Below are 24,228 nucleotides of genomic sequence, written 5' to 3' on the forward strand. Positions count from 1 at the left end.
GCGATGACAGTCACAGCAGAACAGTTTACGGAGATGAGCTCCAAATTGCAGCAGGTAAGGGAAGAAATCGGCCGTTTTATCGTCGGCCAGGAAGAAGCTGTGGAGTTTTCCCTTTATGCCATTCTTTCCGATGGCCATGCACTTCTTGAAGGCTTGCCGGGACTTGGGAAAACCATGCTGATCCGGTCAATTGCGGAAGTGTTGGATCTGTCATTTTCCAGGATTCAATTCACGCCGGATCTGATGCCTTCGGACATAACGGGAACCAGTCTCATCGAAAGGGACCACGATGGCCGGCAGCAGTTCACCTTCCGGGAAGGCCCGATTTTCAGCCAGATGGTCCTGGCAGACGAAATCAACCGGGCAACACCCAAAACCCAGAGTGCCCTATTGGAAGCGATGGGGGAGAAAACAGTTACTGTACTGGGCGATACGAAGAAGATGGCCCGTCCATTCTTCGTTTTAGCGACGCAGAACCCCATTGAAATGGAAGGAACTTATCCATTGCCGGAAGCCCAGATGGACCGTTTTCTATGCAAAATCAAAATTCTGGCACCCTCCCGTGAAGAGCTGGCCCAAATTGTCCGGCGAACAACCGGTATAGAGGACATCCGTTTGGAGAAACAGATGGATACGGCGGAATTGCTGGCTGCACAGCAGCTTGTTAAAGAGGTGCTCATTGCGGACGATATTCTGCTGGTTGCGGTCGACATCATCCAGTCCACCGATCCCCTGGTGACCGACATCGAAGACATTAAACAGTTTGTGCAATATGGCAGCGGCCCGCGCGGCCTGCAAAGCCTTATTCGGATGGCAAAAGCCCGTGCACTGACCGCTGGCCGCTACCACGTGTCCATCGGTGATTTGAAATATGTAGCAAAACCGGTTTTACGGCACCGGCTGCTGCTGAATTATGAAGGTGAGGCGGAAGGAGCGGACATCGATTCGCTGATCGTCGAAGTTCTGGATGCTGCGGGACGAGGGAACTTCTGATGGATTTTCTCCAATTGCCCGAGGGGTGGATCTCCCGTCTTGGCCGTTATTCGATTGGCACCCAGTCAAAGATCAGAGGACACCACAAAGGATCCAGCCGTTCCCGCCGATTCGGCTCATCGATGGATTTTTCCGATTTCCGGGAGTATCATCCGGGGGATGATGTGCGCCATATTGACTGGAATGTCTATGCCAGAACGGAAAAGGTTTATATCAAAAGATTTCTGGATGAACAGGAAATGCGTATACATATTATGATTGACGGTTCAAAATCGATGCAAAGCAAATGGCTGTTTACGAAACAGTTGGCATTTTCACTCGGTACCATTGTATTGATGAATGATGATAAGCTCACGATGTCATTGGGCGAGGGAAAGTACCGTCCATTCAGGCAAAAAGGGAATTCAGCGCAAAAAAAATTCAGCCATTTCCTCACATCTCTTCCTGAACCGAAAGAAACAGGATTTGCAGAATTGGCTGATTTTCAACAGTCAAAAGATTCCACAGTCCTATTCATTTTGTCAGACGCACTGGAATCGCTTGATAAATGGCAGCACTTTTTCCACAGGGCGTCAAAATACTCAAAAGATATCCGTTTCCTGCATATCTCCAATGAGCAGGAGCGAAAACCGCTTTTTCAGGGAGATCTCCGGTTGGTAGATGATGAAAGTGCGGAAGCCTTTAACGTAACGATGACACCCTGGACGGCTGAAGCCTATAATCGGCAGCGCTCAGTGCATGTTGCGGGCCTGCAGTCTCTATGCCGCCGGTACGGTGTCCATTATATGCCGGTCCATATCGAAGACGGCATTCAGCGGGTCATTATGCACCAACTGGCAAAACAAAACTGGATCAGGTGAGGTGAAACACAATGGGAATTTCAAATTGGGGGCTGGCCTGGACATTATTGATGCCCATTGCCCTCATCCTCTATTATTTCTACAGAAAAAAATACAAAGACCAGCCAGTGTCTTCCATACTATATTGGCGCGAATTGATGAAAGAAATGCAGGCATCGCCCTATCCAAAAAAATTGCAGCATCATGCGCTGTTTTACCTGCAGCTGGCAGCCCTGCTTCTGCTGGTTTTGGCGCTTCTGAATCCTTATCTGAAATCAGAGAGCCTGGCAGGTGGAGAGTTTATTTTTGTCATCGATACATCTGCTTCAATGCTTGCAGGATCACCGAGCCAGCTGGACAAGCAAAAAACCTTGATGAAAGAATTGGCGGCAAAGGCACAGGGGAAACCGGTGACCATCATCAATGCCGGCAGCACACCGGAAATTCTGGCGAATAAGGAAGTTTCGTTAAGGACTTTAGAGCGGACAATCGATGATATCGCTGCCGACTATGAATCTGCGGAGATGGAAAAAACATTATTGTTTGCTGAAACTCTGCCCGAAGGAGAAAGCGGAGCAATCCACATCTTCACCGATTCCCTGGACCGAAGCCTCTTAACCAATAAAACCGGGGCGGCATATGAAGTTCATGCCAACGCTGAAGAACTGGCGAATGTTTCGATACGCCAATTTGGTGTGGCGGAAGGGGAAGCGTCGGACCGCGCCATCGTCCAAGTTGTCAATGACAGCGAAGAGGCTGTTGCGGGAAGGCTCGAATTGAGTGGCGGAGAGTATGGCACAAGCACAGAAATAGGGCTGCAGCCTGGGGAAGAGAAACTAATACCATTCGAAAATTTACCGAAAACTGAGCTTTGGCAGGCGGATCTTACAGTAGACGACGATTACCGACTGGATAACCGGGCATATGCCTATATGAGCCGGTCGGCGGACACCGTCATCATAGACAATGCCTTGCACGGCCTGGTAGCGAAAGGAGTGCAATCGCTCGGTATTCGAGCGAATGCCGCGCCGGAGGGCCAATTGAGCAAATTTGGCGAAGTTCCGCTTGTCACCAATCAGAGTAGCCTGATCGGTGGCGACGCCCCGGTTTTATTGATCGGCAGAAACGATGAAGCATCTTTTGAAGTCGCAGGAGCAGTGGAAACAGTGGAACATCCCGTGTTTGCCTATGCGCCGATGGAAAACGTCTATATTTCCGCGTTGTATCCGGGATTTGAAGAATTTGAGACACTGGCCACCGTGGACGGTGAGCCATTCATTCAATTATCGCCTGGTGGGGACATTGTCGTCCTGGCAGATATCCAGGCGACCGACTGGCCCCTGAGTCCATCCTTTCCGTTATTTCTTTGGAGCGCAATCAATGAATTGACCGGAACCGATGATTACATCGGAACGTTTTGGCCAAAAGAGCAGCGCGCGGTTACGTTGACATCTCCTTCTGGCGAATGGGAAATTTTCAAAGGGGACGAATACCAGTCCTCTTTTATCGAAGGCCGAAGCAATTTTCAGGCGCCGCCAGAACCCGGAATCTATCAGGCTGTCAGTGACGGGGAAACGAAAAACTTTATCGTCCAATTGAGCAATGAAGAAAAAACCTTGTCAGCAGGACAGAATTATTCAGCCGGCCAGGCGGTCGAAACTGAAACGTCGACCGAGCGTTCTGTCATTCCCTGGCTGTTGCTGATGGTTTTGTTGCTGATGCTGGCTGAATGGGAGGTGTACCGGCGTGGAACTTCGCTTGGATGAACCACTATGGCTGTTATTGCTCATTCCGACAGCTTTCTATTTGCTGTTGACCGGATGGAAAACTATGAAAAAAGGTTCGCCGCTCTTTCGAACTTCATACATATTAAGAGTTCTGAGTGTTTTTCTTTTGATAGCCGCTCTTGCTTCACCGTCCATCCATCAGCCGGTCGAAGAAGAACAGATTATTTTCCTATGGGACCGTTCCGCTTCGATGGAGCAGGCAGAACCCGTTATTGCCCAACAGCTGGAAAGGGTGCTGCTCGAAAAACAAAACCATCAATCGGCTGGCGTGTTTACATTTGCCGGGGATTTTCAGTCGCTGATTCCTGTTTCCTCGGATTCTGCACAACTGCCCGCCGACCAGCAGGCCAATCAGATTGGCCATACTGATATTGCCCAGGCGCTGGAACTGGCTGCCAACAGCGGTGACAGCAACTTGGCTACCCGCATCGTGCTGGTGAGCGATGGCAATGAAACCACGTCCTCCGCGTTGGAAAGCCTGCAGCGCATCGCAAACGACAGAATTACGATAGATGTCTTGCCGGTTGAACCTCCTGTTGGCAGTGAAGCGGCATTGACGGAGTTTCAAACGCCAGCCCAGGCTTTTTCAGGAGAAGAAATAAACTTCACGTTGATCATTGAGGCAGACCAGGAGAGCACAGGAGAAATACTACTGTCTGTCAACGACACAGAAATCGGAAGAATACCCGTGGACCTTCAGGAAGGCAGGAATATTCTGCCGTACAGCTATCAAGCTGAAAACGAAGGTTTGCTGAAATTCGAAGCAGCCATCGAGATTGAAGGAGATGGATTCCTTCAGAACAATCGGCTGACGAGTCTGACGGAAGTTGAAGGCCCTCCCGAATTATTGATTGTCAGTGGCGAAGGCGGGAGCCCAATCGGTGAGTTGGTGGACAGTGAAAATCTTTCCGTACAGGAAACGTCACCAGCAGGCCTGCCACAAAACCTGTCTTCCATTCTTGCCTACGATGCCATCATTTTTGATAATGTTTCGGGGACCCGGGTCGGGGAACAAACAATGGCCGTCATCGAACAGGCGGTCAAGGAATTCGGCATGGGCTTTATGATGGTGGGAGGCGACGAGAGCTTCGGTCTCGGTGGATACTTCAAAACACCGATTGAAGAACTTTTGCCGGTCGAAATGGAAGTGAAAGGCAAACACGAATTGCCTTCCCTGGGTCTTATGATCGTGATGGACCGCTCGGGCAGTATGTCGGGACAGAAAATGGAATTGGCCAAAGAAGCGGCTGCCCGTTCAGTTGAATTGCTGAGGGAAGATGATGTGGTCGGCGTCATCGCTTTTGACGACAAACCGTGGGAAATCGTCCCGACACAGAAACTGGAGGACCAGCAGCAGGCAATCGATGCCATTCTTTCGGTTGCTCCGGGAGGCGGGACGGAAATTTACTCTTCACTCGCTGAAGCTTACAGCCAATTGGGAGAACAGGAGCTTCAGCGCAAACACATCATTCTGCTGACGGACGGACAATCGGCAACGCAGAACGATTACAACGAATTGATCGAAATGGGCAAAGACAATAAAATCACGTTATCCACAGTCGCGATTGGACAGGACGCGGACAAAACGCTGCTCGAATCCCTCGCGCAAACCGGCAGCGGACGGTTTTACGATGTAACCGATGCCACCACGATTCCGGCAATTCTGTCGCGTGAAACGATTATGATGTCGCGCACTTATATTGTCGACGAACCTTTCCAGCCACTTCTCTATGACAGTGCATGGAGCCCTTTATTTGCTGAAGGCATTCCGCAAATGAACAGTTATATCGCCACTACAGCCAAGGAGACTGCAAGGGTTGCTGCAGTAAGCGAACAGGAGGATCCGATATTGGCGGAATGGAACTATGGCCTGGGGAAAACAGTGGCATTTACTTCCGGCAGCGGGGCGTGGAGCGGAGAATTTCAGAACTGGAGCAACTGGCCGGCTTTCTGGAACCGCAGTGTTTCGCAGATTCTGCCTTCGTTCACAGAAGCGCCATTTACGATCAGCAGAAAACAACAGGGAATCTACACGATAGAAGATCCGACTCAATCTTCTGCAATCCTGAATGCCGTGGTCATCAATGAAAGAGGAGAAGAAATTCCTGTGCAAACAGAGCCGCTGGCACCGGGCGTCATCGATGTTCACATCGATGAAGAACCGGGACTTGTATTTTTCAGCGTATCCAATGAAACAGGAGCGGCTTACCGGACAGGCCTGACGATTCCCTACGGCGAGGAATACCGCAGCAAGCCGACCAACACGCAGCTTCTTTCGGCTATTGCGGAACAGGGCGGCGGACAGGTTCTGGACACCCTGGATGATGCTTTCAGAGAGATTCCCTTTGACAGCACTGCCATACAGGAAATCCGAATTCCGCTCGTTTTGTTGGCAATGCTTCTGTTTTTTGCAGACATCACCATCCGCCGGTTCGGACTGAAACTGCCGGAATTTCCAAAAAGAACGCCAACCGCACCAGAAACAACGAGCAGCCAAGGCATCGAACAATTGCTGAAAGCCAAACGCAGGAACGCAAAATAAAACCTGTCCGAAGTAAGCGGACAGGTTTTTTCATATGGCTGTGTTTGTCTTGAAAATCAGGCCTTTCCTGCTGGGACAACATGGCGGGTTTCCTGCAGCAGACGCTGTTTTTTCGCTGACCAGTTGGCAGCAAGGAAGAAACAGACCAACAGGATAGCGGTTCCTGCGATATATGGGAGAATCATGTTGATATCAAACAGAATACCGGCAAGCGCCGGTCCAATCATATTGCCGAGACTCATATAGGCATTGTTCATGCCCGCTGCATAGCCCTGCTGGTCACCGGCCAGTTTGGAAATGAGTGTATTGATGGCTGGGCGCAGCAGGGAAGCGGCGGTAAAGAATACTGCCGATACAAGCAAAATGCTCCCAAAAGTATCAACGAACAAAATTCCGATCATGGCAGCGGCTGAAACAAGAAGGTTAACGAGAATGACTTTCATTTCTCCGAAACGCTTGAACAGGCGATCGATGACAAATGTCTGGATGACTACACCGACAAATCCACCAATCGTTATGAGGATGGAAATTTCCTTGGGTGAAAAGCCATGCTCTTTATCGACATATAAGGCAATTGTAGATTGGAAGTTCGATAAGCCGAATGCAAAGATGAACATGACAATCAGCATGACGAAATATGGCGTATACACAGAACGCTTCATCTGCTGAAGTAAATTTTCGTTTTTATTTTCCAGCTGCTGGATTGTAGGTGGCACATCCGGCAGTGCGATATGGGACATGATGGCGGCTAAAATCGCAACGAGTGCAGCGATGTAGAATGGAAATTGCAGGCTGACTTCCGCAAGAAAACCGCCGAAGCCGGGGCCGATCATAAAGCCGAGCGACATGGAGGCGCCCAGCAGCCCCATCCCTTTGCCGCGTTCTTCAAATGTCGTGATGTCGGCTACGAAGGCCATCATCGGCGGGATGAGGAAGGCGGCACCCAGGCCGCTGAAGAAGCGCGCAAGGTATAGGACCCAGAGCTCTGTGGCCAGGCCGAAAACTAATTGGGATAATCCGAAAATGACAAGTCCGAAGATGATCAGTTTTTTTCTGCCGTATTTATCCGACAGTTGGCCAGAAAGGGGGGAGAACAGAAATTGCGCAAAAGCGAAAGTCGCAATCAGCGTGCCGAGCACCTGGCCTGCAACACCGAATGTATCCAGATAGGCGGGCATGATCGGTATGATCAGGCCGATGCCGCTCATGGCGATGAACATATTGAACATGAGGATGTACAACGCAAATTTATTTGATTTTATAGCCATGCGGCGTCCTTCTTTCGTAAATTACTTCGTGTGACTAAATTTAGTGCAATGAACTTTTTTACTATACCCCATTTCAAAAAAAAATAACAGACAATGAACCTGGCAAAAAGTGATTTTTGCCGGGTTCATTTGCGACGAAGCCAGCGAAGCGATGGAGGAGCAAGGTGTTAAAGATGACGTATAAAAAAGTATTCATGATTTTTTAAAAACAAAAGAAAAAATAGTGCGCAAGAAATTTGCCCACTATTTCTCCATATCCATTTTAAACTCGAGGAAAAGCTCATTATAAATCCCCAACATTTCAAGGCCCAGGTTTTCGTAAACCTCGAGCCGTTCACGCATTTCTTCGGTCGGATAGAACCGTTCATCGCCGGTCACTTCCGGGTCCATCAATTCCATGGCCGCCTGATTTGGGGTCGAGTAACCGACATAATCAGCGTTTTGGGCAGCTACTTCCGCATCCAGCATGAAGTTGATGAATTCATGTGCACCATCGATATTATCGGCAGTTTTCGGAATGATCATATTATCAAACCAAAGGTTCGATCCTTCTTCGGGTACGGAAAAATCGATGTTTTCATTGATCCACATCATGTCCGCTGCCTGGCCGGACCAGGTGAGGGCAACAGCTGCTTCTTCGCGGCGCATCATCTCGACGATTTCATCGCCGATGATGGCTTTCACATTCGGCCCGAGCGTTTTCAGTTTGTCGGTCGCTTCCCGCAACTCGCCCATGTCGGTTGAGTTCAATGAGTATCCAAGGCTGTTAAGCCCCATGCCGATCACTTCACGGGCGGAGTCCACAAGGATGACTTCCTGTTCCAGGGATGGATCCCACAGATCATCCCAGCTTTCGAATGTCTGGCCATCCAGAAGGGAAGGGTTGAAGGCGATGCCGACTGTTCCCCAGAAATACGGAATGGAATATTCATTGCCGGGATCAAACGGCAAGTCCAGGAAATAGGGATCGATGTTTTCGAGATTTGTGATCCTGTTCAGATTGATCGGGTGAAGCAGATCCGATTCCTTCATCCTTTCAATCGCATATTCGGAAGGCATGGCAACATCGTAGCTTGTGCCGCCCTGTTCGACTTTCGTCATCATTGCTTCATTGGAATCAAAAGTTTCATAGATGACCGTGATGCCGGTTTCTTCTTCAAATTGGCTGACAAGCTCCGGGTCGATGTATTCTCCCCAGTTATAGACGTTGATGGTACCGTCGCCACCCGCAGAAGAAGTATCCTCCAGCAGGGAAACCACGTACATCAATATCGCGGAAATGGCGATAATTGCCAGACTGGCGCGTACTATGCTTTTCATGGTCAGTTTCCACCTCCTGGCGGCCGGACAGTCAGTCGTGTCCGGTTATTAAAGAAGTAATAGCCGAGAACCAGCCCGAGCGTCACAAGGAATATCAACGCGGAGAGGGCGTTGATCGTCAAAGTGATTCCAGCCCGTGCCATCGAATAGATTTCCACCGACAATGTCGCAAACCCATTGCCGGTTACAAAGAAAGTCACCGCGAAATCATCCAGCGAATACGTCAGTGCCAGAAAAAAGCCGGCAAATATCCCGGGTTTGATATAAGGAATGATGACACGCGTCAGAATATCCCGTTTTGATGCCCCGAGATCGGTGGCGGCATCGATTAAAGAATCGCTCATTTCCATCAGTTTCGGCAGTACCATGATCACGACGATCGGGATGCTGAAGGCGATATGCGAAATCAGCACGGAAGCAAAGCCGAGCTTGATGCCGACCAGCGTGAAAAGGATCAAAAACGATGCTCCGATGATGACATCAGGGCTGACTATCAGAATCGTATTCAATGATAAAACCGCATGGCGCATTTTGCGGTTGCGGATAAAGACGATTCCGATAGCGCCAAGTACCCCGATGGCTGTCGAAATCAATGCTGACAGCAAAGCAATGATGACCGTATTCAGGACGATGATGATCAGGCGTGTGTCATTAAAAACGGCCGCATAATGCTCAAGAGTGAATCCTTCAAAACTGGACATCGTGCCGCCGCTGTTGAACGAATAGAAAATCAGGTAAAAGATCGGTGCATAAAGGATGAGAAAGACAATGGCCAAGTAGATGCGTGCGGGCTTACTTAACTTTTCCATTGAGCGTCCCTCCTTTTTCACCGGTTATCATCATGATGATGATCATGAACAGGATCAGGAACACAGCAATCGTCGATCCCATACCCCAGTTTTGGGTCACGAGGAATTGCTGTTCGATTGCTGTGCCGAGTGTGATGACTTTATTGCCTGCGATGAGCCTCGTGATCACAAACAGCGACAGGGCAGGGATGAAGACGACCTGAATACCGGCTTTCACACCGTTGATCGCAAGTGGAAAAATGACGCGGGTGAAAGTGGTCCACGAGGATGCGCCAAGGTCTCTCGAGGCATCGATCAAAGCCGGATTGATGCGGTCGAGGGAATTGAAGATCGGCAGCACCATGAACGGGATGAAAATATAAACAGACACAAAAATGAAACTGAAGTCGGTGAACAGGATCTGCAGTCGTTCGGAGCCGATTGATGCGAGCAGATTGTTTGCCGGTCCGTACAGACCGAATATCCCGATGAACGCATAGGCCTTCAAGAGCAAATTGATCCATGATGGAATGATGATGAGCAGCAGCCATAAATTTTTATGCTTTGTTTTCGTCAGCCAATAGGCAGTGGGATAAGCCACCAGCAGGGAAATCAGGGTTATCAGAAATGCATACCAGAAGGAACTCAGTGTCAGCCTTAAATAGACGGATGAAAAAAAGTTCCGGTAATTATCGAGTGTCAGGTTGCCGGAAATATCAAAAAATGAAAAGTACGTGACCAGAGCAATGGGCGTAATGACAAACAGGATAATCCATAAATAATAGGGGACCAGGTAGAAAGGGTTTGTCGAATTACTTTTCATAGCCTGCCGCTCCATACGCTTCGAGCCTCGCGTCAAACGCCTCTTCCGATTCATTCAGCCCCATGACATGGATCGCTTCAGCCTCGAAATCCAAGCCCACTCTGGAGCCGACTTCAACTTTCTTTGTCGAATGCACAAGCCATTCATTGCCGACTTCATCTACAGTGGAGATTTCGAAATGGACGCCCCGGAACAATTGGCTGTTTACCGTTACGGTAATTTGTCCTCTATCTATGCGTGTAATGTGGAGATCCTCCGGACGGATGACAATTTCCACTTTTTCGTTCTTATTGAACCCCTTGTCGACGCATTCAAACTCCTGATTGGCAAAGCGGACACGGTAATCATCAATCATCAGCGCATCAACAATATTCGATTCGCCTATAAAATCAGCTACAAACCGGTTAATAGGTTCGTCATAAATATCCATGGGAGTTCCGCTCTGTTGAATTTCTCCGGCCTGCATGACGAAAATTTCGTCTGACATGGCAAGGGCTTCTTCCTGGTCATGGGTAACGAAGATGAAAGTTTTGCCGAGACGCTGCTGCAGGTCCCGCAGCTCATATTGCATTTCTGTCCGCAGTTTCAAGTCGAGTGCAGAAAGCGGTTCATCCAAAAGAATTACTTCCGGATCATTTACAATGGCGCGGGCTATGGCAACACGCTGGCGCTGGCCGCCGGACATCTCATCAATCTTGCGCTTTTCGTAACCCGGAAGATTGACGAAATCGAGTGCTTCCATGACACGCAGTTCGATTTCGGCTCCTTTTAATTTTTTGATCCGCAGACCGAAGGCTACATTTTCAAAAACATTCAAATGTGGAAACAGGGCATAATCCTGAAATACAGTATTTACCTGGCGTTCATTTGCGGGAAAATCATTGACGATTTCGCCTTCAATATAAATATCACCCATGGTTGGTTTGATAAATCCGGCAATCAGCCGCAGAATGGTCGTTTTGCCGCATCCTGAAGGGCCAAGCAGAGTGTAGAATTTACTGCGCTGCAGTTCAAAACTGACATTATTCAGCACAGTGCCCGCGCCCTCATATTTTTGTGTGACATTCTCAAATCGGATGATTGAATTTCCGGACATTAGATTCCCTCCTGAATTATAAATACGAATGGGTTACAGTGATGATCATTTCACATTTTTCCGTGCCGGCGTTGCTTAATTGATGGTGCTGGGAAGCTTCATAGTATATCGAATCACCGGCAACGCCGATATATTCTTCTTCTCCAAGCAGAAGGCGCACCTTCCCTTCCAGTACGTAGATGAAAGTCTGGGCCTGGGAAGGTTCAAACTTCTTGTAATGGCCTTCGGTCGACAATGTGAGGTAGATGGGTTCCATTTCCTTCTTGTAGGACGTGGGTATAAGCCAGTCAATTTCATAGCCTGCTTCCTCGTCACGATGAATCCGATGATCTTTTGAAGAATAAATGAGCGGGGGCGACTCAGCATCTTCGAAAAAATTGGTAGGAGTTGTGCCCAGTACTTCCAACAATGTGAAAAAAGTTTCGAGGGAAGGGGAATTCATGTCGCGCTCAAGCTGGGAAATGAAACCTTTGCTTAAATCTGTGCGCTCTCCTAATTCTTCCTGGGTCAGTCCGTTTTTCAAGCGGAGACTTTTTATCTTCGAACCGATATTCATCAATATTCCTCCCTTAATTTGGGATAAACCTGTTTGTTTAGTATAAACAAACTTTCGGTTTCAGAAGTTTAGTAAAAATATACTCATAGTTTACATCTGATGTTACCTTGATAGCAATAAATAATTGTGAAAACAAAGCAGAAATTATTTTAAAATATTTGGTCCGTATCTATTGCAATCTGCACCGGGTATTTACTATTATAGAGAAAGTGTAAAAAGATTATTTTATTATAATGTAACCTGCAATGATTAACAGAACCACCGTCAAAGAAAAAACCCGTTCCACCAATTTGGGAGTGACAGAAATGAATGACAAAATGAATTTTTTCCTGGACCCGAAAAACAGGGCAGTCCAAAAAACTTCAATAATGAATTATAAACAAGACCAACAGGGCCTGTACCTGGTGGCCAATAAAAGAATCATCAATTGGATGGAAGTCCATACTTACTGCCATCATTGCTTATCAGCTTTGACGTTTGATGATGAATTTGATGCAAGCTATTGTGCAAGCTGCAACGAGTGGCGGGAAGAAGCTTGCAGCGATATTGATTGCGAATACTGTGAAAACCGACCAAAACGACCGCTCGATCCCCGCCGATAAGCGGGGTTTTTTTCTTTTCTTGTTCCTGAAAATAATATGGTAGACTATAGTTAAGGCAAGGATTTGGAGGATGCATATGAAAAAGGAATTTGTAGTGATAGGTCTCGGAAGATTCGGCGGCAGTATAGTACGCGAACTGATTGAACAGGATGCGGATGTCATGGCAATCGACAAAGATACAGAAAGAGTGGATGAATTTGCAAGCATTGCCACACAGGCAGTGGTGGCCGATACAACAGATGAATCAGTTCTGAAATCACTCGGCATCCGTAACTTTGAACACGTCATTGTGGCAATAGGGGAAAATATACAGGCAAGCATTCTGACGACACTTATGCTTAAGGAAATTGGAGTCAAAAAAATTACGGTGAAAGCCCAAAACGATTACCATGCGAAAGTGCTGGATAAAATCGGTGCCGACAAAGTAGTGCATCCTGAACGGGATATGGGCATCCGGATTGCTCATAACATGCTGTCGAATAACGTTCTTGACTATCTTGAGTTATCAGATGAACATTCCATCATGGAAGTGAAAGCCAACGAAAAATTGGCCGGTTATACCTTGATGGGGCTCGATATCCGTGCAAACTACGGCATCAACATTGTTGCCATCAAGCGCGGGAAGGAAATTCATGTATCTCCACAGGCAGATATGGAAATCGAATTACAGGATATTCTCATCATCATCGGCTCAGACGCAGACATCAACCGCTTTGAGAAGAAAGTGTTGAACTAGAGCCAATCAATTTCTGCAAACTAAAAAAGGAGGTCCCGATTTGGGACCTCCTTTTGGTATTGTCGCTATTTTGTGTCCAGACTCCGGCGACCCAGCTCTTCGGGTCATAAGCCAGCTCAGCTGCGCGGCCAAGGCCACTTTGCTGTTCTGTCAAAAACCTTATTGCTCCTGCATCGCTTCGCTAGCTTCGTCGCAAAGAGATGGACCAAATTACATTTGGTCCATCTCTTGCCTTACAGAGCTAACCGGGCACTGTCGCTTTTCTATACTTCCATAATTACCGGAAGGATCATTGGACGGCGTTTTGTTTTTTCGTACAGATAAGGTCCGAGAACATCCGAAATATCATTCTTCAGTTCAGGCCAATCAGTATCTTTGCCATGAATTTTCTTTTTCAGGTGGCGGTTCAGCATCTGCTGCGCCTCATAAATCATTGTGCCGGACTCGCGCATATAAACGAAACCGCGTGAGATGATATCCGGGCCTGACACCATTTTGTTATTTTTCATATCAACGCTGACCACTACGATGACCAAACCGTCTTCGGAAAGGACGCGACGGTCGCGCAATACAATATTGCCGATATCTCCGATGCCGCTTCCATCAATATAAACATCACCGGATGGTATTCGTCCGGCAACCGATGCTTCATTAGCACCCAAAGCCAGGACGTCACCATTTTCCATGATGAATGTGTTTTCCGGTGGTACGTCGCAGTCTATGGCAAGCTGAGCGTGCTGTTTCTGCATACGGTATTCACCGTGGATCGGCATGAAATATTTCGGTTGGATCAAACGGAGCATCAGCTTATTTTCTTCCTGTGAGCCGTGTCCAGATGTATGGATGTTGTTCAGGGAACCATGGATGACATCGGCTCCTGCACGGAACAGCAGGTTGATAGTACGGTTGACACTATAGGTATTCCCCGGAATAGGAGAAGAAGAGAAGACGACTGTGTCATTCGGCTGAATCTGAATTTGACGGTGGGTACCGTTGGCGATGCGCGATAACGCAGCCATCGGTTCACCCTGTGAGCCTGTGCAAAGAATCAATGCTTCATTTGCGGGAAGGCGTTTCAGGGTTTGGGTATCGACAAATGCATCTTCAGGTGCATTGATATAGCCAAGTTCACGGCCGATTGTCATCGCATTTTCCATACTGCGTCCAAAAACAGCAATTTTACGTCCCTGCGCTACGGCTTCGTCTGTAACTTGCTGCAGACGATAGATATTGGAGGCGAAAGTGGCGAATATGAGACGTCCGTCGACTTTGCGCATAATATCTTTAAGTGTTTCCCCGACTTTACGTTCGGACATGGTGAAATTCGGGATTTCTGCATTCGTGCTGTCCGACAGCAGGCAAAGAACGCCTTCACTGCCGATTTGGGCCATTTTGAACAAATTGGCCGGCTCGCCGACAGGAGTAAAGTCGAACTTGAAATCGCCAGTGTGTACGATATTTCCCGGTGGTGTTTTGACAACAATACCGAAAGCATCGGGAATACTGTGGGTGACACTGAAGAAACTCACAGAAGTTTTCCGGAATTTGATAACATCATCTTCACCGATTTCAATCAATTTCGTCTGGCGAAGAAGGCCATGTTCTTCCAGTTTTTTACGCAAAAGCCCGAGTGCGAGCTTGCCGGCATAAACCGGGATATTGATTTTCTTTAATAGATAGGCAACGCCGCCGATATGGTCTTCATGGCCGTGTGTAATAAACAGGCCTTTGATCTTATCAGCATTTTTTACTAAATATGTGTAATCCGGAATAACATAATCGATTCCGAGCAAATCGTCTTCCGGGAATTTGATGCCGGCATCAATCAGGATAATTTCATCCTGGAATTGGACACCGTAAGTGTTCTTGCCAATTTCGCCGAGTCCGCCGAGCGCGAAAACAGCTACTTGATCATTTTTTACAAATTTCATACTCAGTCGATGCTCTCAACTTCATAGTTTTGGGCTGCCTGTTCATGTGCCAGGTGGCTGCCTTCAAGCAATTGAACAAGCTCAATGTTGTAATTGCGGTCTTTCAGATGAGTTCTAACTTCACGCTCGGATGAAGCTTCAACATAAAGGCTCTGAGTGTTTTCACGAACAGGAACCTCGTTGCGGTTTTCTTGGTAATAGACTTTAAAAATCATAGTTTGCTCTCCTTTTTCCACGTTCAAAATAAATTCACTTTCTTTATATTATCACGTCGCTGTTTTAAAATAAAGAATAGCCCTTCTTATTTTGCGAAGAAGGACTATAATAGCTATGCTATTTTCTTTTTGTTCATAATACCGTTAAGCCTTCTGAGAAGTTTTCTCTTTAAACGTTTCAGCATGGCTGCTCACTCCTTATGTAAATAATACTGTATTTTCTGACAAAAGTAAAGAGGCAAAACAGCCGGCGAAACAGAGCTGGCAAGGGATTGGAGCTGGATAGAATGGGAAAACTATTGTTATTGGATATTGATGGAACTTTATTGAACACGAAAAAGGAATTGCCGGTTTCAGCTTTTGAAGCACTGCAGCAGGCGAGGGCAAATGGCCACGAACTGGCAATTGCAACAGGGCGTGCACCTTTTATGTTTACAGATTTACGGGATGAATTGGATATTCAGACATTCATTTCATTTAACGGACAATACATTGTCCGCGATAAAAAAGTGATCCATACAGAGGCGCTTAATCCGGAAATGCTCGAGAAAGTCTTTCATTTCGCTGAAAGGAGAGATCATCCGCTGGTTTTCATGAATGGCAAAAAAATGATTTCTTCCATAGATTATCACCCGGACATTGACGAGAGCTTAAAAAGCCTGAAATTTCCACATCCCGATACCGAAGTGGATTTTCATCTGGATAATGATATTTATCAATCTTTGGTTTTTTGCACAAAAGAAGAAGAAGCACAGTATCATGAAAATTTCAGGGACTTCGACTTTGTGCGCTGGCATCGCGTATCGTGTGATATTCTTCCTAAAGGGGGCTCCAAGGCCAGCGGCATCGAAAGGCTGATTGCCAGCACCGGCCATGCCGTTGAAGAAACAATTGCTTTCGGAGATGGACTGAATGACCTGCAGATGATGCAGGCTGCAGGCTATAGTGTCGCCATGGAAAACGGACATCCTGAAACTAAAAAAGTTGCTTCATATGTTACATCGCATGTCGATGATGACGGTCTCGCAAAAGCCTTTGCCCATCTTGGCATTATTTAGTATTCAGCCCGCAGCATAATATTCGATTTACGTTCAGGACTTTGTTGTGCTTTCAGTAGCATACAAAAAAGGCTGTCGGGAAATCCCGCCAGCCTTTTCCTGTTACTCTTCAGTCTCTCTTGCAACGGCAACCGCATTGTCGATTTCGGCGAACGGGTTATCGGGATTGATGTGGTCAAAGAACATGACGCCGTTCAAATGATCGAGCTCATGCTGGAATGCAATGGCAGGCAGCCCCTTGAGCCGCATTTTGTATTCCGTACCCTCTATGTCAAAAGCCTTAACAGTGATTCTTGCGTGGCGCGGAACATATCCGGGAACCGAACGGTCGACTGACAGACAGCCTTCGCCGGAAGCCAGATAGGATTTTTCTACTGAATGGCTTACGATTTTCGGATTGATTGCGATGATGCTCAGATCTTCCCCTGAGTGCTCATCGAAATGGATCGCAAAAATTCGTTTCGGGATGTTCACCTGGGGTGCGGCAATCCCGACGCCGGGCCGAAGATCATATTTTTCAATCATTTCATCATTCTGGCTGTTGACAACATACTCCATCAATTCTTTGGCCGTTTTTTTATCTTCAGTGGACAAAGGGAATTTGACTTCTTCTGCTCTTTGGCGAAGGGTAGGGTGTCCTTCCCGTATGATATCTTTCATTAAAATCAATTGGCTCAATCCTTTCAATCGTGTTGCATATGCCTATCAGTATAACGCAATGCCGGTATTCGGCAAAAGAAAAATTGCTTAATAATAGCAGTTGTAATTTTTTGAGCATCATAATATAGTTAAATCATGCAATAAGGAGGGTTTCGATTGAAAAAATACATATTGACGGCAGGAATATCAAGTGTCTTGCTTTTAAGCGCATGTTCAGGTCCTTCAACTGAAGAACAATTGGACGCTGTGCTGAAAGATACATTTGACGCAGAAAAAGAGTATCGTGACACACAAAGTAAGATGGAAGAACTTGAAGCAACTGAACAGGAGAAGTTCGAATCCATCATGGCTTTGACCCAGGAACAGCAGGAAGACGTCAGAACGAAAGCTGAAGAAGCACTCGCTTCAGTGGAAGAGCGGCTCCAATTGCTGGAGACTGAGAAAGCTTCCATGGATTCAGCAGAAGAAGAGTTCCAGGAAATTGATACTGTAATTGAAGAAGCGGAAGAAGAGGATCTGAAAGAAGATCTGACAGCCCTGAAGACAAAAATGCAGGAACGCTTTGACGCTCATGAACAATTCACTGCCGTATATGAAGAACTTGCAGCCGAGCAAAAGGAGCTTTACGAAATGCTTCTGAATGAAGAAACGGAATTGCAATTGCTGCAGGAGAAAACAGTTGCGGTAAATGACAAAAACAAAGAAGTGCAAAATGCTGTTACAGCCTTCAACGAACAAACCGAACAGTTCAATGAAATGAAAAATAATGTCATTGAAAAAATGAATGCAGACAACGAGTAAGCGGCCGATTGGCCGCTTTTTTTCTGTGCTATAAAAGAAGGCTTATATCGAACTGTTATATAGTACAGGCTCCGGTTTTACTGTGATACAGTTTCTCGGATTTGGAATATTCTACGTTTTTTGGATGCGTGCTGCATAAAGGTTCCCCATGATTGACCCTCAATATCAAGTGACGTATACTGAAAAAGAATATGCGCTTGTATTACTAAAAAATGTATAGAATCTTAATACAGATAAAAAGGAGAGTTGCTTTTATGGCTGCGAAAAAATCACAGCAGTTTGATCCAGTAAAAACACTGAGTGAAATCGAAGAAAAGTTCGAAATGTTTCAGGTTTTAAACGAAGAAGGCGAAATTGTTAACAAAGAGGCAGATCCGAAGCTGTCAGATGAGGATTTGCAGGAATTGATGCGACGGATGGTTTACACACGCATCCTGGACCAGCGTTCCATTTCCCTTAACCGCCAGGGCCGTCTTGGCTTCTACGCACCGACTGCAGGACAGGAAGCGTCACAGATCGCTTCTCATTTTGCATTGAAAAAAGAAGATTTCATCCTGCCGGGTTACCGTGATGTTCCGCAATTGATCTGGCATGGCTGGCCGCTTGAGCAGGCATTCCTTTTCTCTCGTGGCCATTTCATGGGGAACCAAATGCCAGAAGGGCTGAATGTGTTGCCTCCGCAAATCATTATCGGAGCCCAGTTTATCCAGGCGACCGGAGTGGCGCTTGGCATGCAGAAACGTAAAAAAGAAGCAGTGGCAATAACATATACAGGAGAAGGCGGTTCATCGCAAGGGGACTTCTACGAAGGTATCAACTTTGCCGGTTCGTTCCGTGCACCTGCTATTTTCATCGTACAGAACAACCAGTATGCAATCTCCACACCACGGGAAGTTCAGACTGCGGCTAAAACCATAGCGCAAAAAGCGGTAGCTGCCGGAATTCCTGGAATCTTCGTCGATGGAATGGATCCGCTTGCTGTCTACGCTGTGACGCGTGATGCACGTGAACGCGCGATCAAAGGCGACGGACCGACATTAATAGAAACATTCTGTTATCGCTACGGCCCTCATACAATGGCCGGTGATGATCCGACGCGCTACCGTACTTCGGACATTGACAGCGAATGGGAAAAGAAGGATCCCCTCGTACGTTTCCGTAAATACCTTGAAGGCAAAGACCTTTGGAGTGAAGAGAAGGAAACAGAAGTGATGGATCAGGCTAAAGAAGAAATTAAGGCCGCGATCAAAAAAGCGGATGGAGCTCCAAAACAGAAAGTAACCGATTTGCTCGGAATCATGTATGAAGAGATGCCATTCAATATAAAAGAGCAGATGGATATTTATAAAGCAAAGGAGTCGAAGTAAGCCATGGCACAAATGACAATGATCCAAGCGATTACTGACGCTCTGAAAACAGAGCTGAAAAATGATGAAAACGTTCTTGTTTTCGGTGAAGACGTAGGAAATAATGGCGGTGTTTTCCGTGCAACAGAAGGTTTGCAAAAAGAATTCGGTGAAGACCGGGTATTTGATACACCTTTAGCTGAATCCGGAATTGGCGGACTGGCAATTGGTTTGGCCTTGCAAGGATACCGGCCGGTACCGGAAATCCAATTTTTCGGATTTGTCTTCGAAGTAATGGATTCAATCAGTGGCCAAATGGCACGTATGCGCTACCGCAGCGGCGGCAGCCAGCATGCACCTGTAACAATCCGTTCCCCATTTGGCGGCGGAGTCCATACACCGGAAATGCACGCCGATTCACTTGAAGGGCTGATGGCAGCTTCACCAGGTTTGAAAGTTGTGATTCCATCAAACCCATACGACGCAAAAGGGTTGCTCATTTCAGCGATCCGCGATAACGACCCTGTTATTTTCCTTGAGCATATGAAACTTTACCGTTCATTCCGTCAGGAAGTCCCGGAAGAAGAGTATACAATTCCACTTGGCAAAGCAGATATCAAACGCGAAGGCAAAGATTTGACGATCATCGCTTACGGTGCAATGGTCCAAGAAAGTCTGAAAGCGGCAGAAGAACTTGAAAAAGAAGATTACTCAGTAGAAGTAATCGACTTACGCACTGTGCAGCCGCTTGATATCGAAACAATCATTGCTTCTGTTGAAAAAACTGGCCGTGCAATGGTTGTTCAGGAAGCTCAAAAACAAGCCGGGATTGCTGCGAGCGTGGTTGCAGAAATTACAGATCGCGCAATTCTAAGCCTTGATGCGCCTGTTCTTCGCGTAACAGCTCCAGACACTGTATTTGCATTTTCACAGGCAGAGGAAGTTTGGCTTCCTAACGCGAAGGATATAGTAGAAACAGCGAAAAAAGTACTTACTTTTTAAATAGATAGAGAAGAAAGGGTGAAACTGATGGCTTATGAATTTCGTTTGCCGGATATTGGAGAAGGTATCCACGAAGGTGAAATTGTAAAATGGTTCGTTAAAGCCGGAGACACGATTGAAGAAGATGATGTGCTTGTCGAAATTCAAAATGACAAAGCAGTCGTTGAGATTCCTTCACCAGTTTCCGGAACAATTGAAGAAGTTCTAGTGGAAGAAGGCACTGTGGCAGTAGTGGGTGATGTGCTGGTTCGAATCGATTCTCCAGATGAAGACGGAGGAGAAGAGGCGGCTCCTGAAGCGAAAGAACAAAAAGAAGAGCCAAAAGAAACAGAAGAAACAGAAGAAACAGAAGAAACAGAAGAAACAGAAGAGCAAGTGCAGGCTGGCACTGCAGAATCAGGCCAGGATGTTGAAAAACAGCCTGCTGAAGAGCAACAGCCTGAAGGTGATACAGGTGCAGGAGCACAGCCGCAGGCAGAAGAAGGGGAAACTGATCCGAATGCCCGCATCATTGCGATGCCTTCTGTCCGCAAGTTTGCGCGCGACAAAGAAGTTGACATCAAAAAAGTAAAAGGATCCGGCGACAATGGCCGCATCATGAAACAAGATGTCGAGGCATTCCTGAGCGGCGATCAGAAATCTGCTGAACCTGTTAAAGAGGAAGTTACTGCAGAAGCAGCAGAACAAAAAGAAGAAACTGCACCTAAAGCGGAAAAAACTCCGGCAGTTCCTGAAGGCGAATTCCCGGAAACACGCGAAAAAATGTCCGGAATCCGCAAAGCGATTGCCAAAGCTATGGTTCATTCCAAGCATACAGCTCCGCACGTTGCGTTGATGGACGAAGTGGATGTAACGGAATTGGTTGCTCACCGCAAAAAATTCAAGGACATCGCTGCGGAAAAAGAAATCAAATTGACTTATCTTCCATATGTAGTAAAAGCATTGGTCAGCACATTGCGCGAATTCCCGGCTCTCAACACGTCATTCGACGATGAAACAAGCGAAGTGATCCAGAAGCATTATTTCAATATCGGCATTGCTGCGGATACAGAAAAAGGTCTTATGGTTCCTGTCATTAAAAACGCGGACCGCAAATCGGTATTTGCCATTTCCGACGAGATCAATACGCTTGCAAAAAAAGCCCGTGACGGCAAATTGAGTGCAGCGGAAATGAAAGGTGCATCCTGCTCGATCACAAATATCGGCTCGGCAGGTGGCCAATGGTTCACGCCAGTTATCAACCATCCTGAAGTGGCGATTCTTGGAATTGGCCGCATCGCAGAAAAACCGGTAGTAAAAAATGGTGAAATTGTCGCGGCTCCTGTGTTAGCATTGTCTTTGAGCTTCGATCATCGAATGATCGATGGAGCGACAGCACAACATGCATTAAATCACATTAAACGTTTGTTAAGTGAACCAGAATTACTATTAATGGAGGCGTAAAATTATGGTAGTAGGAGATTTTCCGATTGAAACAGACACGCTCATCATCGGCTCAGGCCCTGGCGGATACGTTGCAGCAATCCGTGCAGCGCAGACTGGCCAAAAAGTAACAATCGTTGAAAAGGAATATATCGGCGGAGTCTGCCTGAACGTAGGCTGTATCCCTTCGAAAGCGATGATTTCTGTAGGCCATCGTTTTGAAGAAGCGCAACATTCCGAAGATATGGGTGTAGTCGCCAAAGAAGTTTCATTGAACTTTGAAAAAGCCCAGGCTTTCAAAGACGGCGTTGTTAAAAAATTGACAGGCGGCGTTGAGTCTTTATTGAAAGGCAATAAAGTCGAGATTGTCCGCGGCGAAGCTTATTTTGTAGATGAAAATACAGTAAAAGTGATGGATGATAAGTCTTCACAAACTTATAAATTTAAAAATGCAATTATCGCTACAGGATCACGTCCTGTGGAAATTCCAACTTTTAAATTTACGAAGCGCGTGATCAATTCAACTGGAGCTTTGGCACTTACAGAACTTCCGAAAAAGCTTGTCGTTATCGGCGGCGGTTACATCGGTACGGAGCTTGGAACTGCATTTGCAAATATGGGTTCTGAAGTAACAATCCTTGAAGGCGCACCTGATATTCTTGCAGGATTCGAGAAACAGATGACAGCCATCGTTAAAAAAGGATTGAAGAAAAAAGGAGTCGAAGTCATCACGAAGGCTTCTGCTAAAGGCGTTGAAGAAACAGACACAGGCGCAACTGTAACTTACGAGGCAGGCGGAGAAGAAAAAACTCTTGAAGCCGACTATGTACTGGTAACTGTTGGTCGCCGTCCGAATACGGACGAAATGGGCCTTGAAGAACTTAACCTTAAAATGGGCGAACGCGGACTTATCGAAGTCGACAAACAATGCCGCACAAGCATCTCCAACATTTACGCAATCGGCGATGTGGTAGCAGGCCTTCAATTGGCGCATAAAGCATCCTATGAAGGTAAAGTTGCTGCAGAAGCGATTGCAGGCGAGAAGTCTGAAGTCGATTACCTCGCTATTCCAGCTGTTTGCTTTACAGATCCGGAACTTGCAAGCGTCGGATTGTCTGAAGAGCAGGCAAAAGAAGAAGGTTTTGAAGCTGGGGCTGCGAAATTCCCATTCGCTGCAAACGGCCGCGCTCTTTCATTAAACGCAACTGATGGTTTTGTGAAATTGGTGTCGCGTAAATCAGATGGTCTATTGCTTGGGGCTCAAATCGTGGGTGTCGGCGCTTCTGATATGATCGCCGAACTTGGATTGGCCATTGAAGCGGGAATGACAGTGGAAGATATCGCGATGACGATTCACGCTCACCCGACTTTGGCTGAAATTTCCATGGAAGCTGCTGAAGTTGCTCTTGGCACTCCAATCCACGTCGTAAAATAATATGTAACAAAATCTAGGCTCCTCTCCAGGGAATTTTTTCTGGAGAGGAGTTTTTTCTGCAGATTTACTTTGATAACAGTTGTAGAAATGTGGTAATATTATGTGCGAAAGGGCTAAGGTGATACTACAGATGACACACTCAAAATGGATTTTAATGGCAGCAGGATTGGCTCTATTGACCGCTTGTTCAAGCGGCGATGGCAACTCGGCTGCACCTGAAAAAGAAGATACAGAAGAAGCAGCTGCTGAAACTGCCGGAGAAACGACAGAACAACCGACAGAAGAGAACGCAGAAGAATCAACAGAAGAAAAAACGGATGAAGAAGAAGCGGAAGAATCCGCAGAGCAGCCGGAAGAAGCTGTAAGTGCGGAGCCTCTTTACCGCTTGAATCCTGCAAATGCTGCAGTGGAGCCGATTGCTGATGCCAATGCTCAGGCAGTTTTAATGACCATTGATGATGCCCCTGACAAGCGGAGTGTGGCTATGGCAGAAACCTTGAATGAATTGGGTGTGCCGGCGATCTTTTTTGTGAATGGCCACTTTTTGGATACTGATGAAGAAAAAGAAAACCTGAAGAAAATCCATGATATGGGATTTGCCATAGGCAATCATACATATTCACATTCGAATTTAAAAACTATTCCTGAAGAACAGCAACGGGAAGAAATCCTTTCATTGAGCAATCTGGTTGAGGAAATTACAGGAGAACGTCCGGAATTTTTCCGTGCACCTTTTGGTATAAACACTGACTTCACCAAAGCACTGGTTGAAGAGGAAGATATGGTGCTCATGAACTGGACGTATGGCTATGACTGGGAAAAGCAGTACATGGATGCAACCGCTTTGGCTGATATCATGGTGAATACAGAATTGCTGCGTGACGGGGCTAACCTTCTTATGCATGACCGCGAATGGACGGCCGAAGCTTTGCCGGCAATTGTGCAGGGCTTGAGCGATAAAGGCTACGATTTTATCGACCCGAACGACATCGAAGGTGTTCAATAAAA

The 24,228-nt window shown here is 46.7% G+C and carries 22 protein-coding genes; 13 read left to right on the forward strand and 9 right to left on the reverse strand.

The window, feature by feature from the left end; translation table 11 throughout:
• Nucleotides 1-3: 3 nt before the first annotated feature.
• From DIJ65_RS03845 to DIJ65_RS03860, 4 genes are read left to right on the forward strand one after another with little or no spacing between them, the layout of a single operon-like run.
• A complete protein-coding gene (locus DIJ65_RS03845) occupies nucleotides 4-993 on the forward strand; it encodes an AAA family ATPase (RefSeq protein ID WP_117301548.1) in 990 nt (329 codons plus the stop codon).
• A complete protein-coding gene (locus DIJ65_RS03850; RefSeq protein ID WP_117301546.1) occupies nucleotides 993-1,853 on the forward strand; it encodes a DUF58 domain-containing protein in 861 nt (286 codons plus the stop codon). Before DIJ65_RS03845 ends, DIJ65_RS03850 begins: the two co-directional genes overlap by 1 nt.
• Before the next feature lie 11 nt (nucleotides 1,854-1,864).
• Nucleotides 1,865-3,598, forward strand: a complete 1,734-nt coding sequence (locus DIJ65_RS03855; RefSeq protein ID WP_117301545.1) for a vWA domain-containing protein — start codon at nucleotides 1,865-1,867, stop codon at nucleotides 3,596-3,598.
• The gene (locus DIJ65_RS03860; protein WP_117301543.1) at nucleotides 3,579-6,161 is read left to right on the forward strand and encodes a VWA domain-containing protein; all 2,583 of its coding nucleotides are present in this window, start codon (nucleotides 3,579-3,581) and stop codon (nucleotides 6,159-6,161) included. Before DIJ65_RS03855 ends, DIJ65_RS03860 begins: the two co-directional genes overlap by 20 nt.
• A 56-nt stretch (nucleotides 6,162-6,217) precedes the next feature.
• On the opposite strand, the gene DIJ65_RS03865 is transcribed toward DIJ65_RS03860, so the two are convergent.
• The 6 genes from DIJ65_RS03865 to DIJ65_RS03890 all read right to left on the reverse strand — a co-directional run bounded on the left by DIJ65_RS03865 (nucleotide 6,218) and on the right by DIJ65_RS03890 (nucleotide 12,012).
• Nucleotides 6,218-7,429, reverse strand: a complete 1,212-nt coding sequence (locus DIJ65_RS03865; protein WP_117301541.1) for an MFS transporter — start codon at nucleotides 7,427-7,429, stop codon at nucleotides 6,218-6,220.
• Between the two features lie 243 nt (nucleotides 7,430-7,672).
• Entirely contained in the window at nucleotides 7,673-8,749 is a 1,077-nt protein-coding gene (locus tag DIJ65_RS03870) for an ABC transporter substrate-binding protein (protein WP_117301539.1), read from the reverse strand.
• A 2-nt stretch (nucleotides 8,750-8,751) separates the two neighbouring features.
• Entirely contained in the window at nucleotides 8,752-9,558 is an 807-nt protein-coding gene (locus tag DIJ65_RS03875; protein ID WP_117301538.1) for an ABC transporter permease, read from the reverse strand.
• Complete coding sequence (locus tag DIJ65_RS03880; protein WP_117301536.1) at nucleotides 9,542-10,360, reverse strand: ABC transporter permease; 819 nt, start codon at nucleotides 10,358-10,360, stop codon at nucleotides 9,542-9,544. Before DIJ65_RS03880 ends, DIJ65_RS03875 begins: the two co-directional genes overlap by 17 nt.
• Nucleotides 10,350-11,456, reverse strand: coding sequence for an ABC transporter ATP-binding protein (locus tag DIJ65_RS03885; protein ID WP_117301534.1), 1,107 nt, complete (start codon nucleotides 11,454-11,456; stop codon nucleotides 10,350-10,352). The genes DIJ65_RS03880 and DIJ65_RS03885 overlap by 11 nt, the downstream gene beginning before the upstream one ends.
• A gap of 16 nt (nucleotides 11,457-11,472) precedes the next feature.
• Nucleotides 11,473-12,012, reverse strand: coding sequence for a helix-turn-helix domain-containing protein (locus DIJ65_RS03890; RefSeq protein ID WP_117301532.1), 540 nt, complete (start codon nucleotides 12,010-12,012; stop codon nucleotides 11,473-11,475).
• Nucleotides 12,013-12,317: 305 nt separating this feature from the next.
• On the opposite strand from DIJ65_RS03890, the gene DIJ65_RS03895 reads away from it, so the two are divergent.
• Together DIJ65_RS03895 and DIJ65_RS03900 are read left to right on the forward strand one after the other, a co-directional pair.
• A complete protein-coding gene (locus tag DIJ65_RS03895; RefSeq protein ID WP_117301530.1) occupies nucleotides 12,318-12,614 on the forward strand; it encodes a hypothetical protein in 297 nt (98 codons plus the stop codon).
• 76 nt (nucleotides 12,615-12,690) lie between these two features.
• Nucleotides 12,691-13,350, forward strand: coding sequence for a potassium channel family protein (locus DIJ65_RS03900; RefSeq protein WP_117301529.1), 660 nt, complete (start codon nucleotides 12,691-12,693; stop codon nucleotides 13,348-13,350).
• A gap of 263 nt (nucleotides 13,351-13,613) precedes the next feature.
• Here DIJ65_RS03900 and rnjA read toward each other — a convergent pair whose 3' ends face one another.
• Together rnjA and DIJ65_RS03910 are read right to left on the reverse strand one after the other, a co-directional pair.
• On the reverse strand, nucleotides 13,614-15,281 hold the full coding sequence (gene rnjA, locus DIJ65_RS03905) for a ribonuclease J1 (protein ID WP_117301527.1): 1,668 nt from the start codon (nucleotides 15,279-15,281) through the stop codon (nucleotides 13,614-13,616).
• Between the two features lie 2 nt (nucleotides 15,282-15,283).
• Nucleotides 15,284-15,496, reverse strand: a complete 213-nt coding sequence (locus DIJ65_RS03910; protein ID WP_117301525.1) for a DNA-dependent RNA polymerase subunit epsilon — start codon at nucleotides 15,494-15,496, stop codon at nucleotides 15,284-15,286.
• Between the two features lie 287 nt (nucleotides 15,497-15,783).
• Here DIJ65_RS03910 and DIJ65_RS03915 point away from each other — a divergent pair, with 287 nt between their 5' ends.
• On the forward strand, nucleotides 15,784-16,554 hold the full coding sequence (locus DIJ65_RS03915) for a Cof-type HAD-IIB family hydrolase (protein WP_117301523.1): 771 nt from the start codon (nucleotides 15,784-15,786) through the stop codon (nucleotides 16,552-16,554).
• Nucleotides 16,555-16,656: 102 nt separating this feature from the next.
• Here the strand turns inward: DIJ65_RS03915 and def are convergent, their stop codons facing one another.
• Nucleotides 16,657-17,223, reverse strand: coding sequence for a peptide deformylase (gene def, locus DIJ65_RS03920; protein ID WP_117301522.1), 567 nt, complete (start codon nucleotides 17,221-17,223; stop codon nucleotides 16,657-16,659).
• A gap of 147 nt (nucleotides 17,224-17,370) precedes the next feature.
• Here def and DIJ65_RS03925 point away from each other — a divergent pair, with 147 nt between their 5' ends.
• The 6 genes from DIJ65_RS03925 to DIJ65_RS03950 all read left to right on the forward strand — a co-directional run bounded on the left by DIJ65_RS03925 (nucleotide 17,371) and on the right by DIJ65_RS03950 (nucleotide 24,226).
• Entirely contained in the window at nucleotides 17,371-18,015 is a 645-nt protein-coding gene (locus tag DIJ65_RS03925; RefSeq protein WP_117301520.1) for a YkyA family protein, read from the forward strand.
• Nucleotides 18,016-18,269: 254 nt separating this feature from the next.
• Nucleotides 18,270-19,382: a pyruvate dehydrogenase (acetyl-transferring) E1 component subunit alpha gene (gene pdhA, locus DIJ65_RS03930; protein ID WP_117301518.1), complete on the forward strand. Its 1,113-nt coding sequence runs from the start codon at nucleotides 18,270-18,272 to the stop codon at nucleotides 19,380-19,382.
• A 3-nt stretch (nucleotides 19,383-19,385) separates the two neighbouring features.
• The gene (locus DIJ65_RS03935; RefSeq protein WP_117301517.1) at nucleotides 19,386-20,363 is read left to right on the forward strand and encodes an alpha-ketoacid dehydrogenase subunit beta; all 978 of its coding nucleotides are present in this window, start codon (nucleotides 19,386-19,388) and stop codon (nucleotides 20,361-20,363) included.
• 27 nt (nucleotides 20,364-20,390) lie between these two features.
• The gene (locus tag DIJ65_RS03940) at nucleotides 20,391-21,806 is read left to right on the forward strand and encodes a dihydrolipoamide acetyltransferase family protein (RefSeq protein ID WP_117301589.1); all 1,416 of its coding nucleotides are present in this window, start codon (nucleotides 20,391-20,393) and stop codon (nucleotides 21,804-21,806) included.
• A 4-nt stretch (nucleotides 21,807-21,810) separates the two neighbouring features.
• A complete protein-coding gene (lpdA, locus tag DIJ65_RS03945) occupies nucleotides 21,811-23,220 on the forward strand; it encodes a dihydrolipoyl dehydrogenase (protein ID WP_117301515.1) in 1,410 nt (469 codons plus the stop codon).
• 130 nt (nucleotides 23,221-23,350) lie between these two features.
• A complete protein-coding gene (locus tag DIJ65_RS03950) occupies nucleotides 23,351-24,226 on the forward strand; it encodes a polysaccharide deacetylase family protein (RefSeq protein ID WP_117301514.1) in 876 nt (291 codons plus the stop codon).
• Nucleotides 24,227-24,228 lie beyond the last annotated feature (2 nt).

This window comes from Planococcus salinarum, from assembly GCF_007004625.1.
In the GTDB taxonomy this organism is placed as follows: domain Bacteria; phylum Bacillota; class Bacilli; order Bacillales_A; family Planococcaceae; genus Planococcus; species Planococcus salinarum.